Origin of the sequence: Ensifer canadensis (genome assembly GCF_017488845.2) — a bacterium.
GTDB lineage: Bacteria > Pseudomonadota > Alphaproteobacteria > Rhizobiales > Rhizobiaceae > Ensifer > Ensifer canadensis.
Genome location: NZ_CP083371.1, coordinates 1487407 through 1502467, shown reverse-complemented (window position 1 = coordinate 1502467; position 15061 = coordinate 1487407). Strand labels below are relative to the sequence as shown.

Here is a 15061-nt window from a genome sequence, read left to right as displayed (position 1 = left end):
CGATCGTTTGGTATGGGCTCGTATCGGGCTTGCAAAAGCCCAGATGAAGTCAGGTCAAGCGATACCAGTGGCATGATGCCGAATGCTGGAAGGCAGAATGAATGAGCAAGATCGGTCCCGTTGCAGCGTGGGCGTTTTTCTCCCTTTGCGTCATTGCCGTCATCACATTGCCGGTCAATCTTCAGACCCAGCTGATCGTGAGCGTGCTCGTCGTCACGTTCATGGCGATACTGAAGCTCATCAAGGCCGAAGGTCGCTGGCGCCTGATCGCGCTCGCCTTCGGAACGGCTATCGTGCTTCGCTATGTCTACTGGCGCACGACCAGCACGCTGCCGCCGTTGAACCAGCTTGAGAACTTCATTCCCGGCTTCCTGCTCTACCTCGCCGAAATGTACAGCGTGATGATGCTGTCGCTGAGCTTGTTCGTCGTCGCGATGCCGCTGCCGCCGCGCAAGGCAAAGGCCATCTCGCCGGGGGCGTTTCCGAAGGTCGACGTCTTCGTGCCGTCCTATAACGAGGATGCAGGGTTGCTGGCCAATACGCTGGCTGCCGCCAAAGGCATGGATTACCCGGCCGACAAGCTGCAGGTCTGGCTGCTTGATGATGGCGGCACCCAGCAAAAGCGCTACTCGATGAATCTGGTGGAGGCGCAGCGCGCCTCGGCCCGGCATATGGAATTGCAGGCTCTCTGCGACGATCTCGGTGTGCGCTACCTGACCCGCGAGCGCAACGAACATGCCAAGGCCGGTAATCTCAACAACGGCATGCTGCATTCAGACGGCGAGTTGATCGCCGTCTTTGACGCCGACCACGCGCCAGCTCGCGATTTCCTGTTGGAAACGGTGGGCTATTTCGAAAGCGACCCGAAGCTTTTCCTGGTGCAGACGCCGCACTTCTTTCTCAATCCTGATCCGCTCGAGCGCAATCTGCGAACCTTCGAAAAGATGCCGAGTGAGAACGAAATGTTCTACGGCATCATCCAGCGCGGCCTCGACAAGTGGAACGCGGCCTTCTTCTGCGGCTCGGCTGCCGTGCTCCGGCGCAAGGCGCTCGATGATACCGACGGCTTCAGCGGCATGAGCATCACCGAGGACTGCGAAACGGCGCTGGCGCTGCACGGCCGCGGCTGGAACAGCATCTATGTCGATCGGCCGCTAATCGCCGGGCTGCAACCGGCAACCTTTGCCAGCTTCATCGGCCAGCGCAGTCGCTGGGCGCAGGGCATGATGCAGATCCTATTGTTCCGTTTTCCGCTGTTCAAGCGCGGGCTGTCGATCCCGCAGCGGCTTTGCTACATGTCGTCGACGCTGTTCTGGCTCTTCCCGGTGTCGCGCACGATCTTTCTGTTTGCGCCGCTGTTCTATCTGTTCTTCGACCTGGAAATCTTCACCGCGTCGGGTGGTGAGTTCCTTGCCTATACGCTCGCCTACATGCTCGTGAACCTGATGATGCAGAACTATCTCTACGGCGCCTTCCGTTGGCCGTGGATCTCGGAGCTCTACGAATATGCCCAGACCGTGCATCTGCTGCCGGCGGTCATCTCGGTCCTGATGCGCCCGAGCCGGCCGACCTTCAAGGTGACGGCCAAGGACGAGTCGATCCTGGAGAGCCGCCTGTCGGAAATCAGCCGACCGTTCTTCGTCATCTTCGCCGTGCTTTTCATCGCCCTTCTGATGACGGTCTACCGGGTCTACACCGAGCCCTACAAGGCTGACGTAACCCTGGTCGTGGGAGGTTGGAACCTCCTCAATCTGATCATGGCGGGCTGCGCGCTCGGCGTGGTCTCGGAACGCGGGGAAAAGGCGTCATCGCGGCGCGTGAAGGTCAGCCGGCGCTGCGAATTCGGTGTCGCAGATCAATGGTATCCGGCAACGATCGAAGACGTATCGGCCAACGGCGCCCGAATTCAGGTCTATGGCGTCGATGCGGCGACGCTACCCGTCGACACGGACGGGCTCATTCGCTTCGAGCCCTATAGTGGCGATGGCACCTCCGAGACCTTGCCGGTCGCGATCAAGAACAAGGAGAGTGCCGGCGACATCACCACGATCGGCTGCCGTTATCTGCCGCAGGTCGCGCGTCACCACAGTCTGGTGGCGGATCTGATCTTTGCGAACTCCCAGCAATGGAGCGAGTTCCAGAAGGCGCGGCGCGGAAACCCAGGACTGGTCGCAGGCACGGCCTGGTTCCTGTGGCTGGCTTTCTATCAGATGAGCCGCGGCCTGATCTATTTCGCGCGCAGCTTGCGCTCCTCCGACAGGCAAGCGGAGGCGCGGCGATGAAGCGGATGCCGGTTGCCCTCCTCATCATGTTCCTTGCCGCGACGACACAGACGTTCGCGCAGTCGAACCCGTTCGACATGTCGCCGGAGCGGCCGGCCGTCGAGCCGTCTATCGAACTGCCGGAAGGGACGGATGAGGGCCAGCCGACCAGCGAGCCCGGCGCGGACGCAAGCAGTCCCGCAGCGGTTGGCGGCGGGCCCGATGGTTTCAGGCGGTACATCATTCCCTTCAGCGCGCTGTCGCTCACCGGTGAGGTCGATGAACGCGCCTGGTCGATGTATCTGACGCCGGCCCAGGCACAATCGGCTGCAACGTTGAATTTCGGTTATCAGAATGCGATCGTGATCGCGCCGGAGGCTTCGTCCCTTTCGGTTTTCGTCAACGGCGAGCTGGTCGGCGAGGGGCCGATCAAGGCGTCGGGCACCGCCGAGACCCGGAGTTACGCACTGCCGGCCGGTCTGCTGCGGGCCGGTTCCAATGACATCAGGTTTCGGGTGCAGCAGCACCACCGTACCGACTGCACCATCGAATCCACCTATGAACTCTGGACCGAAATCGCGCCGGAGACGGCTTTCATCAGCTTTGCGGATGCGCAGAGCGCGGCATTTGCGAGCGTGGACGATATCCGCGCCGTCGGTCTGGACGACAGGGGACACACGCAGTTCAATCTTGTCGTTCCGGGAATGCAGCAGCCGAGCCGCGCTGCGGGCCTGATGCGGCTTGCACAGGGGTTGGCCCTGCGCGGCCATATGCCGGCGCAGCGGGTCATTCTCAGCGAAGGACTGCCGGAGCTGGGCAAGCCCGGCGAGTTGACCGTGATTGCGGGCACCGTCGATGAGGTATCGCCGCTGCTCCCTTCGCTGCCCGATGGCGCTGCCAGTGGGTCGGTTGCGGCCTTCGTCCGCGATGGCGAGACGAATGCGCCGGTTCTGGTTCTCAGCGGCCCCGACTGGCCGGCCGTTCAGGCCGCGATCGAGGCTATCGCCGAGCCAATGGACCGGCCGAGCAATGTCCCCCGCGACGTCATCAACACCGAACGTTGGCTTTTGCCGGAAACACCTGTCGTTGCCGGCAACACGCGCTTGCGTTTCTCCGAGCTCGGCGTCGAGACCAGCGAATTCACCGGTCGTCGCTTCCGGTCCCGGTTTTCGGTGGCAGTCCCGTCGGATTTCTATGCGGACGCCTATGGCGAGGCGACGATCCTGCTGGATGCGGCCTATACCGAGACGGTGCGGCCCGGCAGCCGGATCGACATCTATGTCAACGGCAACATCGCCTCGACGGTCCCGTTCGATTCGGCGACCGGCGGCATCCTGCGGCATTTGCCGATCAATGTGACCATGCGCCATTTCAAGCCCGGGCCCAACCTGATCGAGCTCGAGGCCGTGCTTTTGACGGAGCAGGACAAGGCCTGTGCGCCGGGTGCGCCAGCCTCGACGGATCCGCGTTTTGCACTGTTCGACACGTCCGAACTTCATATGCCCAACTTCGCGCGGATCGGTCGGCGGCCCAATCTCGCCGCGATGTCGGGCGCGGCGGCACCCTATCGCAACAGCGCGGGCGTGATCCCGCTCTTCATTGACCGGGCCGATGCCGACACCTTGTCGGCCGCTGCCACGTTCCTGGCACGGTTGGCGGTGGCCGGCGGGCAGCCGATCGCGGTCGAGATGATTGCCTCGCCTTTGGCCGCTGGCACGCGCAATGCGCTCTTCATCGGTACGTTGCCCGAATTGCCGAAAACTGTGCTGACGCAAGTCGGTATCGATCCCAGCCGCCAGATGTCCTGGGGCAGCGCACAGGCCGTCGGGCGCGGCGCGGATACCCAGAAGGCGATCGATGAATGGCAGACGCGCCTGAGTGGCGGCGCCTGGCGCACCCAGATCACGGCTCTTCAGGATTGGGTAAAGCAGGAGTTCGACATCTCCCTGAGTTCGCTACGCATTCTGCCGCAGGAACAAAGCGATTTTGTCCCTCCGGAAACGGCAACCTTGCTCCTCGCTCAAGGGGCAAACCCCACGGATGACGCCACGTGGACGCTGGTTGCAGCGCCGTCCGCCAAACAGTTGAGCGATGGGGTGTCGGCACTTGCCGACATCGATCAATGGCGAGAGATCGCCGGGCACATCTCGACCTACGAGCCGGCAACCAACGCCGTCAAGGTGGTGCCGGTCGCCAATTTCAGTTTCGTGCAGACAAGGCCGGCCTCGTCTGGCAATTACCGGCTGATCATTGCCAACTGGCTGTCGAGCAACATTCTTTTCTACGCCGTGCTGCTCGTAACACTATCGGTGCTGCTGGGCCTCGCCACGTCATCCATGCTCAGTCGGCTCGGGCGCCGCCCATGATCTGGCGCACGGTTCTTCTCCTCACCCTGGCTCTTGTCGTCGCTCTGCCTCAGACGCGCGCGGCAGCCCAGGGACGGGGCGAGACCGTGAGCGCCGAGGATTGGCAGAAGTATAAGACAAAGTTCCTCGATCCCGGTGGGCGCATTATCGATGACGGTAACGGCGGCATCAGCCACAGCGAGGGACAAGGTTATGGTTTGTGGCTGGCGGTGCTTGCCGGCAGCGCTGCCGATTTCGAGCTGATCTGGTCCTTTACCCGTCGCGAGCTGCTTTTGCGCGACGACGGACTTGCCGCCTGGAAATGGAGCCCGAGCGAAAAGCCGCATGTGATCGATATCAACAATGCGACCGACGGCGATATCCTGATCGCCTATGCGCTGACGCTTGCCGGCGAACGGTGGAAGCGAAAGGACTACCTCTCGGCGGCCTCCAAGATCGCGAAAGCAATCCTCGACCGGACCGTGATCGACTACGGCGGCCGAACCTTGCTGCTGCCGGGGGTTGCCGGTTTTTCCGCAACCGATCGCGAAGACGGTCCCGTCGTCAACCCTTCCTACTGGATCTTCGAGGCCTTCCCTGTCCTTGATCGCGTCGCGCCTTCGCCGATATGGGCGGCGCTGGCGAATGATGGTCGCAAGATGCTTGATCAACTGCAGCTCGGCCCGCGAAAGATGCCGGCCGATTGGATCAGCGCCAAAACGCGCCTGAAGGCGGCGCAGGGCTTCCCGGCGGAATTCGGCTACAATTCGCTGCGCATTCCGCTCTACCTGGTTCGGGCAGACATCGATGACGCCGAATTGCTTTCAAGATTGCGGCAGGGCATGCTTGGTGCCAATGGCGAATTGCTCATCAGCGACGTAACGACAGGGGCTGTTCGGGCGACGCTGACGGACCCCGGTTATCAATTTGTTAACCATATTCTGGCCTGTCTCATGGAGCGGGCTCCGTTGCCCGACAGCGTCAAGGTGTTCAGCCCGACGCAATATTACCCTTCGACACTGCACCTCCTCGGGTTGTCTTATGCGAAGGAGAAGCGTCCGGAGTGTCTATGAAGTCCTCAACCGTTGTCATCGCCGGAATCATCCTCACGGCGGTCGGGATTGTCGGATTTACCGACGATGGGCTTCTGCGCAAGAATTGGGCCGGCAACGCCGGTGCGCCAGCGACGGGCCCTGACGGAGGCGCGCTTCCCGACGAGGCGTCGTTCGGTGTCGTGGACAGAGGTTCGAGAGGCGCAGCGCCTGAGTTTCGGCAGGTCACGCAGAATACGCAGCCCGCCGATGCGAGGCGGTCGCAGGCAACGGCGCCGGTGGTAGACGAATCGGCACTGCGCTACTTCGCCAGCAAGGGTGATACCGCTCGACTGCAGGCCGAGATATCACGGCTGAGGGCGCTCTATCCCGATTGGACGCCGCCCAAGGACCCACTTGCGGTTCCGCGTAACAAGGATGTCCAGCTCGAAACGATGTGGCAGCTCTATTCGGAGGGGCGCTACGCCGAGGTTCGAAAGGCGATCGCCGAGCGCCAGGCAAGCGAGGCCGCCTGGAAACCGCCGGCCGATCTGCTCGAGCGGCTGAACGTCGCCGAAGCACGGGCGCGCCTGGTGAATGCCTCCGATCTCAAGCAGTACGAGACGGTCATCGAGGTTGCGGCGAGCACACCGAGCCTGTTGACGTGCTCGGAAGTGGATGTGCTGTGGCGGGTGGCCGATGCCTTCACCGAGACCAAACGTCCCGATCGCGCCCGAGACGCCTATCTCTACGTGCTGAAGAATTGCGAGAACGCTCCGGAGCGGCTGGCGACGGTGCAGAAGGCGGTTTCCGGACTGCCCTATGAGATGGCGCAGGAGATTTTGGCCCACGAACGGACAGCACCTGGAGGCGCTGCCGAGTTCGAAAGCATTCGCGACGACCTGGCGCGCCGCTTCGTTGCGGAAGGCGACGCGGATGGCAAGCTGGCGGTCGATCCCAAATATATCCAGCGCCTCGAACGCCTGGTCGAAACCGAGGGCATGGCGAGTGACGCGCTGCTCCTGGGCTGGTACCAGCTTCGCCGGGAGAATATCAGCGCGGCCGAACAATGGTTCCGTCGCGCCCACGACAAGGAAGATTCAGCCTCCGCGTCGCAAGGCCTGGCGCTGACCTTGATCGCCCGCAAGGCGCATGAGGATGCGGAAAAAGTACTGTATCCCTGGCGCGATACGTCGACCGATGCCAAGGCGACCTATTTTGCCGCGACGGCAAACCTGCTGGCGATCGAGCCACCGGTCACGCTGAGCGAGGAAGTACTGACCCGGATCGCGCAGGAGACGACCAAAGGGCGTGATCCGGCCACGGCGCAGCAGTTCGGCTGGTATGCCCGTGCCATGGAACAACCGGCGACGGCCGCACAATGGTTTGCCACCGCGCTTCGCTGGAAGCCCGATGACGAACCTTCGGCCTATGGCCTGGCGCTCAGCCGCAACCAGCTGGGCGATGCTGCCGGCGTCGCCGAGATCCAGCGGCTCTGGGCGGGGCGCTCGGAGCGCATCGCCCTCCTCGGCGAGACCGAGGAGGAACGGCGCGACGCCATCGCCCGGCAACAACAGCCGCTTGCGCGAGAGCCGGCACCGATAGCTGATGCGGAGCGAAGGTCACCTGCAGTCGTGACGGAGGCCGCGCCACGAACGACGACACGCTATGTGGTCGAGCAGCCGGTTGCCGTTGCTCGCCGACCACAAGCGGCCGGCAGGGCGGTAACGGGATGCCGGACGACCATCAACCCGGCGCGGCTGTCGCCGCAGGCGGCGCTGACGCGCGGCTGGTGCCTGATGGATCTGAACCGCCCGCTGGAAGCGGCCGAATCCTTCGAGGTCGCCCTGCAGGCACCAGCATTGCAAATGCGCGAAGATGCCGCTTATGGCCAGAGCCTCGCCTATCTCAGGGCCGGGCTGACCAACAAGGCTGCGGTCGCCGCAACGAAATCAACACAGAGCCGTGGTCGGGCCGAAGAACTCCAGAGCGCGATCCTCGCCGACCGGGCGATTGCCGCTTTCGATGCCAAACGTTATCGCGAGACGCTGATTTTTCTCGATCAGTTGGGGCAGATCTCGACGCAGCGGTCCGACCTGATGGTGCTGCGCGGTTACGCCTATCTCAGTCTCAAGTATTACGCCGAAGCCCGACGTATCTTCGAGGCAGTCGCTGCCACCGGCAATCGTGAGGCGCAGCGCGGCCTTGCCGATGTCGGCAAGGCGCAGGAGATCTGGCCGAACAAGTAAACGCTTCGCAAGCGATTCCGTCGCGACACGACAGTTGCCGCGAGCCAGATTGGCCGAAGCACCTTCACGCAGCGGATGTATCGCCAAACGTTCCTAAACTTTGCAGATCGTGCTTCCCGGATTTCCTCTTTGGAAGGAAATTAGCGGGACGCGGTGTTATCGTCGCTCGACATCGCGGCGTTGATATCATTGCAATCGCCGCGTTGCGCGTAGAGGATGGAGCGCAGACCGGCCAGTTGGTGGTGAGGAGATCACTGATAGGGTCGAGGGGAGGAGACGAGAGATGTTTCAGGGCGGATTGAGCTTCGCGCTCGGCGAGGACATTGACGCGTTGCGCGATAGCGTGCGCCGTTTTGCGACTGAGCGTATCGCGCCGCTGGCGGCGGAAACCGATCGCAACAACGCTTTCCCGACGCCACTCTGGCGTGAGATGGGAGATCTCGGGCTGCTCGGCATCACCGCCGACGAGGCCTATGGCGGTGCGGGCATGGGCTATGTCGCCCATTGCGTCGCCATGGAAGAGATCAGCCGCGCCTCCGCCTCCGTCGGCTTGAGCTACGGCGCCCATTCCAATCTCTGCGTCAACCAGATCAGCCGCAACGGCAATGAGGCGCAGAAGGCGCGCTACCTGCCGAAACTGATCTCCGGCGAACATGTCGGCGCACTCGCCATGTCCGAACCGGGAGCGGGCTCCGACGTCGTTTCCATGACGCTTCGGGCCGAGAAGCGCGGCGACCGCTACGTTCTCAACGGTGGCAAGATGTGGATTACCAACGGCCCGGATGCGGACGTGCTGGTCGTCTACGCCAAGACGGACCCAAGTGCCGGTCCGCGCGGAATTACCGCCTTCCTCGTCGAAAAAGACTTTGCTGGCTTTTCCACCGGCCAGAAGCTCGACAAGCTCGGCATGCGCGGCTCGAACACCTGCGAGTTGATCTTCCGGGATTGCGAGGTGCCGGCGGAAAATATTCTCGGCAACGAAGGCGGCGGTGTCCGAGTGCTGATGTCGGGCCTCGATTATGAGCGTGTCGTCCTGTCCGCCGGACCGCTCGGCATCATGTCCGCTTGCCTTGACGTCGTCGTCCCCTATCTCCACGAGCGCAAGCAGTTTGGCCAGGCGATCGGCGAGTTCCAGCTCATGCAGGGCAAGCTTGCCGACATGTATGTGACGGCGAACGCGGCGCGCGCCTATGTCTATGCGGTGGCTGCAGCCTGCGATCGTGGTGAGACCACCCGCAAGGACGCGGCCGGCTGTATTCTTTATGCGGCCGAGAAGGCAACGGCGCTGGCGCTCGAAGCCATCCAGGCGCTCGGCGGTAACGGCTACACCAACGACTATCCGGCCGGGCGGCTGTTGCGTGACGCCAAGCTCTACGAGATCGGTGCCGGAACCAGTGAAATCCGCCGCATGCTGATCGGCCGCGAGCTGTTCACCGAGACCAGATAGACGCCAGGGTAGACCTCCGAAGCCACAATCAGGCTCGATCGAATGAGGACTTCATGACTGTTCTGAAATCTCACATCTCGCCCTCGTCCGACGTGTTCAAGGCCAATCAGGCGGCGATGGCGGAGGCGATTACGACTGTGGAGGACGCCGTCAAGATGGCGGCCGGCGGTGGAGGCGAGACGGCGCGCGAGCGCCATGTCAGCCGCGGCAAACTGCTGCCGCGCGACCGCGTCGCCTCGCTGATCGACCCGGCAACGCCCTTCCTCGAAATCTGCTCGACGGCCGCACACGGCATGTATAACGGCGATGCGCCGGCAGCGGGTCTCATCACCGGTATCGGCCGGGTGTCCGGCCGCGAATGCATGATCGTTTGCAACGACCCGACCGTCAAAGGCGGGACCTATTATCCCATGACGGTCAAGAAGCATCTGCGTGCGCAGGAGATTGCCGCCGAGAACCAGTTGCCGTGCATCTACCTGGTCGATTCCGGCGGCGCCAACCTGCCGAACCAGGACGAGGTCTTTCCCGACCGGGAGCATTTCGGTCGGATCTTTTACAACCAGGCCAACATGTCGGCGGCCGGAATTCCGCAGATCGCCGTTGTCATGGGATCGTGCACCGCAGGTGGCGCCTATGTGCCGGCCATGTCGGACGAGACGATCATCGTCGAGGGTCAGGGCACGATCTTCCTGGCCGGCCCGCCGCTGGTGCGCGCGGCGACCGGTGAAGTGGTCTCGGCCGAGGACCTTGGCGGCGCCGACGTGCACACGCGTCTCTCCGGTGTTGCCGACCATATGGCGCGCGATGATGCGCATGCGCTGGCGCTTGCCCGCCGTGCGGTCGCCGCACTCAACCGCCGCAAACCGACGTCGGTGGAATTGCAGAGCCCGGAGCCGCCGCTTTACGATCCGCAGGAGATCGCCGGCATCGTGCCGGCGGACCTGCGCACGCCCTATGACATCCGCGAAGTCATCGCCCGACTTGTCGATGGCTCCCGCTTCGACGAGTTCAAGGCGCGCTACGGCACCACGCTCGTCTGCGGTTTCGCGCATGTCCACGGCGTTCCCGTCGGCATCATCGCCAACAATGGCGTGCTTTTTTCGGAATCGGCGCTGAAGGGTGCGCACTTCGTCGAGCTTTGCGCCCAGCGCAAGATCCCGCTGGTGTTCCTGCAAAACATCACCGGCTTCATGGTCGGCCGCAAATATGAGACCGAAGGCATCGCCAAGCACGGCGCCAAGCTGGTCACGGCCGTGGCGACGGCGCAGGTGCCGAAAATCACCATGCTGGTCGGCGGATCGTTCGGTGCCGGCAACTATGGCATGTGCGGTCGCGCCTTCTCGCCGCGGTTCCTCTGGACCTGGCCCAACAGCCGGATTTCTGTAATGGGCGGCGAACAGGCGGCCGGCGTGTTGTCGACGGTGCGCGGCGAGGCGCTGAAGCGCGCCGGAACGCCCTGGAACGAGGAAGAGGAAGCCAAGTTCCGGCAGCCGGTTCTCGATCTCTTCGAGCGCCAGAGCCATCCGCTCTATGCCTCGGCCCGGCTCTGGGACGACGGCGTCGTCGACCCGCGCAAGAGCCGCGACGTTCTCGGGTTGTCCCTGTCGGCGGCGCTCAATGCGCCAATAGAAGATACGCGTTTCGGCCTGTTCAGAATGTAGGGAGATCGCGATGAAGCGCGAAAACGTCAACGCCAAGAATGCGCCGCAACCCCGTGGCGGCTATTCGCAAGCCGTGCGGCTCGAGAATTTCGAGCGACTGGTTTTCGTCAGCGGCCAGGTGCCGCTCAATTCCGACGACGTGCTGCCCGACGGCTTCGAGGCACAGGCGCGCCAGGTCTGGCTGAACATTGACGCCCAATTGAAGGCCGCCGGCATGAGCAAGGCCGATATCGTCAAGGTGACGGCCTTTCTCGCCGATCGCAACCACACCATGGCCAACCGCGCGGCCCGTGCCGAATATCTCGGTCCGCTCGCGCCGGCGATGACGGTGGTGATTGCCGGCATCTTCGATTCCGGTTGGTTGCTCGAAGTCGAAGTGATCGCGGCACAATAGGGCGGGCCATATGCCGATGTTTTCAAAGCTTCTGATTGCCAACCGCGGTGAGATCGCCTGCCGCGTCATCCGCACGGCCCGGCGCCTGGGCATCCGCACTGTCGCCGTTTATTCCGATGCCGATGTCGACGCTTTACATGTGACGTTGGCGGACGAGGCGATCCGCATCGGACCGCCAACAGCCTCCGAGAGCTATCTTTCGATCGAGCGGATCGTGGCTGCGGCTCGGTCCGTCAACGCGGATGCCATTCACCCGGGCTACGGTTTCCTGTCGGAAAACGCCAATTTTGCCGAGGCGGTCGAGGCCGCGGGCATGACTTTCGTCGGCCCGTCGCCGGACGCTATTCGCGCGATGGGGCTGAAGGATGCGGCCAAGGCGCTGATGCAACAGGCCGGCGTGCCCGTTGTCCCCGGTTATCAGGGTGACGAGCAGGAGCCATCCTTCCTGGCGGACCGGGCGGCTGACGTCGGCTTTCCCGTACTCATCAAGGCGCGCGCAGGTGGCGGCGGCAAGGGGATGCGCAAGGTCGAGCAGCCGCACGAGTTTGCTGCGGCCCTTGAAGCAGCGCGCCGCGAAGCCGAAGCCGCCTTCGGCGACGGCGCGGTGCTCATCGAGAAATACCTGACCAAGCCGCGTCACATCGAAGTCCAGGTCTTCGGCGACCGCCACGGCAATATCCTGCATCTGTTCGAGCGCGACTGCTCGCTGCAGCGCCGCCATCAGAAAGTGATCGAGGAGGCGCCGGCGCCCGGCATGACGGCGGAGGTTCGCCGCGCCATGGGCGAGGCCGCGGTCAAGGCTGCGCGCGCCATCGGCTATGTCGGTGCGGGCACGGTCGAATTCATCGCCGATGTCACCAACGGGCTCTGGCCGGACCAGTTCTATTTCATGGAAATGAACACCCGGCTTCAGGTGGAGCATCCGGTCACCGAGGCGATCACGGGCATTGACCTCGTCGAGTGGCAGTTGCGCGCCGCTGTCGGCGAGGCCTTGCCAAAGCGACAGAATGAAATCGCCATTGATGGCTGGGCGTTCGAGGCACGGATCTATGCCGAGGATCCGGCGCGCGGCTTCCTGCCGGCAACCGGGCGGCTCGCAACGCTCGATTTTCCTGTAGACGGCGTCCGCGTCGATGCCGGCGTCCGGCAGGGCGACGTCATCGCCCCCTACTACGACCCGCTGATCGCCAAGCTGATCGTACACGGGCCGAGCCGCTCGTCGGCGCTGGCGCGGCTGGAGAGCGCCCTCAAAGCCTGCCGTATCGGCGGTACCATCACCAATCTCGATTTCTTGGCCCGCCTCGCTGCAGAGCCCGAGTTTCGCGCCGGGCGGCCGGATACCGGCCTTATCGACCGGGCAATCGATCAATTGACGACGCCTGTGGTGCCGAGTGACGAGGCGCTGGCACTGGCGGCGATCGCCGCCACCGGCGTGCTGCAGCCGATGAAATCCGACGATCCCTGGTCGTCGCTCGGTCACTGGCAGATCTGGGGGGATGCTCATAGAAGCATTGCCGTCGACCACGCCGGCGGGCGATCGGTCGTCACGCTTGCCGCGCGCGGGCGCGATCAGTTCGCAGTGCGGGCTGGCGAAAGCACCTTTCCGGTGCTTGTGCTCGATCGGTTCGACGATGGCGCCCGTGTGGAGATCTCCGGCGAGCAACGCGTCTTCCGCTTCCTGCGCGAGCATGAAACCATCACGCTCTTCGTCAGTGGCGAGACCTTCGTTCTTCGCCTTCCCGATGCGCTCGCCACCGCCCACGCCGGTGAGGCGGCGGAGGACGAGCTTGCTGCTCCGATGCCCGGCATCGTCAAGCTCATCCATGTTCGCGCCGGCGACGTGGTCACGAAGGGCCAACCGCTCGTGGTGATGGAAGCGATGAAAATGGAGCTGACGCTGGCAGCGTCGCGTGCGGGCGTCATCGAGAGCGCGCTGGTAACGCCAGGCGAACAGGTAAGCGCCGGCGCGATCCTCGTCGTGTTGCAACCGGAGCGCAGCGAATGAGCGTGCTGGCGCCAGAACATGTCACACTTGTCGAAATGGCGCCACGCGACGGCTTGCAGAACGAGAAGCGGCTTGTCGACACGAAGGACAAGATCCACCTTGTCGATCTGCTGTCGGACTGTGGTTACCAGCGCATAGAGGTCACGAGCTTCGTCAGCCCGAAATGGGTGCCGCAAATGGCGGATGCGTCGGCTGTCATGGCCGGGATAAAGCGTCGACCGGGTACGCGCTACGCGGCGCTGACGCCGAACATGCAGGGCTTCGATGCGGCTCTGGCGGCCAAGGCCGACGAGGTTGCGATCTTCGCCTCGGCGTCTGAGACCTTCTCGCAGAAGAACATCAATTGTTCGATCGCCGAAAGCATCGAGCGCTTTCGCCCGGTTGCAGAGGCCTGCCGCGCCAGTGCTGTGCCGTTGCGAGGCTATGTCAGCTGCGTTGTCGAGTGCCCCTATGAAGGCGCGATCGCGCCGGAGAGCGCTGCCCAAGTGGCCGCCGCCTTGATGGTGCTTGGCTGTTACGAGATCAGCCTTGGCGACACGATCGGGCGCGGCACGCCCGAGGCGGTCGACGCGATGTTGGCGGCCGTGCTGGCTCATGTTCCGGCCGAACAATTGGCGGGCCATTTTCACGACACGTCCGGGCGAGCGCTCGACAATATCGGAGTCGCGCTCGAGCGCGGCTTGCGTGTCTTCGACGCTTCTGCCGGTGGCCTTGGCGGCTGCCCCTATGCGCCGGGCGCCGCAGGGAATGTCGATACGCTTGATGTCAATGCCTTTGTCATCGGGCGCGGGTTTTCGACGGGGCTGGATGCGGCAAGGCTCGAAGATGCGGCCGCCTTCGCACGATCGCTGAGGAGTGCTGGCTGATGTTCGAAACGATCCGATACGCCGTCGATGCGAAGGGCGTCGCCCGCCTGACGCTGGCGCAACCGCAGAAGCACAACGCGCTTTCCGCAATCATGATCGGTGAACTGACTGAGGCGGCGGAGCGACTGTCAGTGGATGTCACCGTCCGCGTCGTGGTGCTCGATGCCGAAGGCCGCAGTTTCTGCGCCGGCGGCGATCTCAACTGGATGCGCGAGCAGTTCGACGCGGACCGGCCGACCCGGATCGCCGAGGCGACCCGTCTGGCGTTGATGTTCAAGGCGCTGAACGAGATCGCCAAGCCGGTCATCGCACGGGTGCACGGCAATGCCTTCGGCGGCGGCGTCGGCCTCATGAGCATCTGCGATGCCGTCATTGCGTCGTCCGATGCGCGCTTCGGCCTGACCGAAACCCGGCTCGGCCTCATTCCGGCGACCATCAGCCCCTACGTCGTTGCCCGCATCGGCGAGGGCAGGGCGCGGCCTCTGTTCATGTCCGCACGCCTGTTCAGCGCCGAAGAGGCAAGGGATGCCGGTCTGGTGACGGCCATTGCTGGCCCCGATGCGCTTGATGCGGCAATTGCGGCCGAGGTCGAACCCTATCTCCAGACAGCGCCCGGTGCGACCGGACGGGCGAAACGGCTTGCCCGTTCGCTCGGACAGCCGATCACCGAAGAGACTATTGCCGCGACGATCGAGCAGCTTGCCGATTGCTGGGAGTCCGATGAGGCGCGCGAAGGCGTTGCCGCCTTCTTCGAACGGCGCGAGCCCTCTTGGCGACAGGCATCGCTTCCTTGATTTGAGCA

At 63.6% G+C, this 15061-nt stretch carries 10 protein-coding genes; all 10 read left to right on the top strand.

Going from position 1 to position 15061, the window contains the following annotated elements; translation table 11 throughout:
- The first annotated feature begins 101 nt into the window (after positions 1-101).
- The 10 genes from bcsA to J3R84_RS26640 all read left to right on the top strand — a co-directional run bounded on the left by bcsA (position 102) and on the right by J3R84_RS26640 (position 15053).
- Complete coding sequence (gene bcsA, locus J3R84_RS26685) at positions 102-2282, top strand: UDP-forming cellulose synthase catalytic subunit (RefSeq protein WP_057208928.1); 2181 nt, start codon at positions 102-104, stop codon at positions 2280-2282.
- The gene (locus J3R84_RS26680) at positions 2279-4627 is read left to right on the top strand and encodes a cellulose biosynthesis cyclic di-GMP-binding regulatory protein BcsB (protein ID WP_203529260.1); all 2349 of its coding nucleotides are present in this window, start codon (positions 2279-2281) and stop codon (positions 4625-4627) included. The genes bcsA and J3R84_RS26680 overlap by 4 nt, the downstream gene beginning before the upstream one ends.
- Entirely contained in the window at positions 4624-5679 is a 1056-nt protein-coding gene (locus J3R84_RS26675; protein ID WP_025428456.1) for a family 8 glycosyl hydrolase, read from the top strand. The genes J3R84_RS26680 and J3R84_RS26675 overlap by 4 nt, the downstream gene beginning before the upstream one ends.
- Positions 5676-7886 (top strand): hypothetical protein, encoded by a 2211-nt coding sequence (locus J3R84_RS26670; protein ID WP_025428457.1) that lies wholly within the window; start codon positions 5676-5678, stop codon positions 7884-7886. Before J3R84_RS26675 ends, J3R84_RS26670 begins: the two co-directional genes overlap by 4 nt.
- Positions 7887-8169: 283 nt before the next feature.
- Complete coding sequence (locus tag J3R84_RS26665) at positions 8170-9333, top strand: isovaleryl-CoA dehydrogenase (protein WP_025428458.1); 1164 nt, start codon at positions 8170-8172, stop codon at positions 9331-9333.
- Positions 9334-9386: 53 nt separating this feature from the next.
- Positions 9387-10994 (top strand): carboxyl transferase domain-containing protein, encoded by a 1608-nt coding sequence (locus J3R84_RS26660; RefSeq protein ID WP_025428459.1) that lies wholly within the window; start codon positions 9387-9389, stop codon positions 10992-10994.
- A gap of 10 nt (positions 10995-11004) precedes the next feature.
- Positions 11005-11388 (top strand): RidA family protein, encoded by a 384-nt coding sequence (locus J3R84_RS26655; protein ID WP_057208934.1) that lies wholly within the window; start codon positions 11005-11007, stop codon positions 11386-11388.
- 16 nt (positions 11389-11404) lie between these two features.
- Positions 11405-13393 (top strand): acetyl/propionyl/methylcrotonyl-CoA carboxylase subunit alpha, encoded by a 1989-nt coding sequence (locus J3R84_RS26650; RefSeq protein WP_203529283.1) that lies wholly within the window; start codon positions 11405-11407, stop codon positions 13391-13393.
- Complete coding sequence (locus J3R84_RS26645) at positions 13390-14259, top strand: hydroxymethylglutaryl-CoA lyase (RefSeq protein ID WP_057208936.1); 870 nt, start codon at positions 13390-13392, stop codon at positions 14257-14259. Before J3R84_RS26650 ends, J3R84_RS26645 begins: the two co-directional genes overlap by 4 nt.
- Positions 14256-15053 carry a crotonase/enoyl-CoA hydratase family protein gene (locus tag J3R84_RS26640; RefSeq protein WP_203529280.1) on the top strand — a complete coding sequence of 266 codons (798 nt, stop codon included), beginning with the start codon at positions 14256-14258 and terminating at the stop codon, positions 15051-15053. Before J3R84_RS26645 ends, J3R84_RS26640 begins: the two co-directional genes overlap by 4 nt.
- Positions 15054-15061: the final 8 nt, after the last annotated feature.

What these genes read in the sequence shown, in the direction of transcription:
- bcsA (WP_057208928.1), top strand. Translation starts at nt 102, where the DNA reads ATGAGCAAGATCGGTCCCGTTGCAGCGTGGGCGTTTTTCTCCCTTTGC.
- J3R84_RS26660 (WP_025428459.1), top strand. Translation starts at nt 9,387, where the DNA reads ATGACTGTTCTGAAATCTCACATCTCGCCCTCGTCCGACGTGTTCAAG.
- J3R84_RS26665 (WP_025428458.1), top strand. Translation starts at nt 8,170, where the DNA reads ATGTTTCAGGGCGGATTGAGCTTCGCGCTCGGCGAGGACATTGACGCG.
- J3R84_RS26645 (WP_057208936.1), top strand. Translation starts at nt 13,390, where the DNA reads ATGAGCGTGCTGGCGCCAGAACATGTCACACTTGTCGAAATGGCGCCA.
- J3R84_RS26650 (WP_203529283.1), top strand. Translation starts at nt 11,405, where the DNA reads ATGTTTTCAAAGCTTCTGATTGCCAACCGCGGTGAGATCGCCTGCCGC.
- J3R84_RS26655 (WP_057208934.1), top strand. Translation starts at nt 11,005, where the DNA reads ATGAAGCGCGAAAACGTCAACGCCAAGAATGCGCCGCAACCCCGTGGC.
- J3R84_RS26680 (WP_203529260.1), top strand. Translation starts at nt 2,279, where the DNA reads ATGAAGCGGATGCCGGTTGCCCTCCTCATCATGTTCCTTGCCGCGACG.
- J3R84_RS26675 (WP_025428456.1), top strand. Translation starts at nt 4,624, where the DNA reads ATGATCTGGCGCACGGTTCTTCTCCTCACCCTGGCTCTTGTCGTCGCT.
- J3R84_RS26670 (WP_025428457.1), top strand. Translation starts at nt 5,676, where the DNA reads ATGAAGTCCTCAACCGTTGTCATCGCCGGAATCATCCTCACGGCGGTC.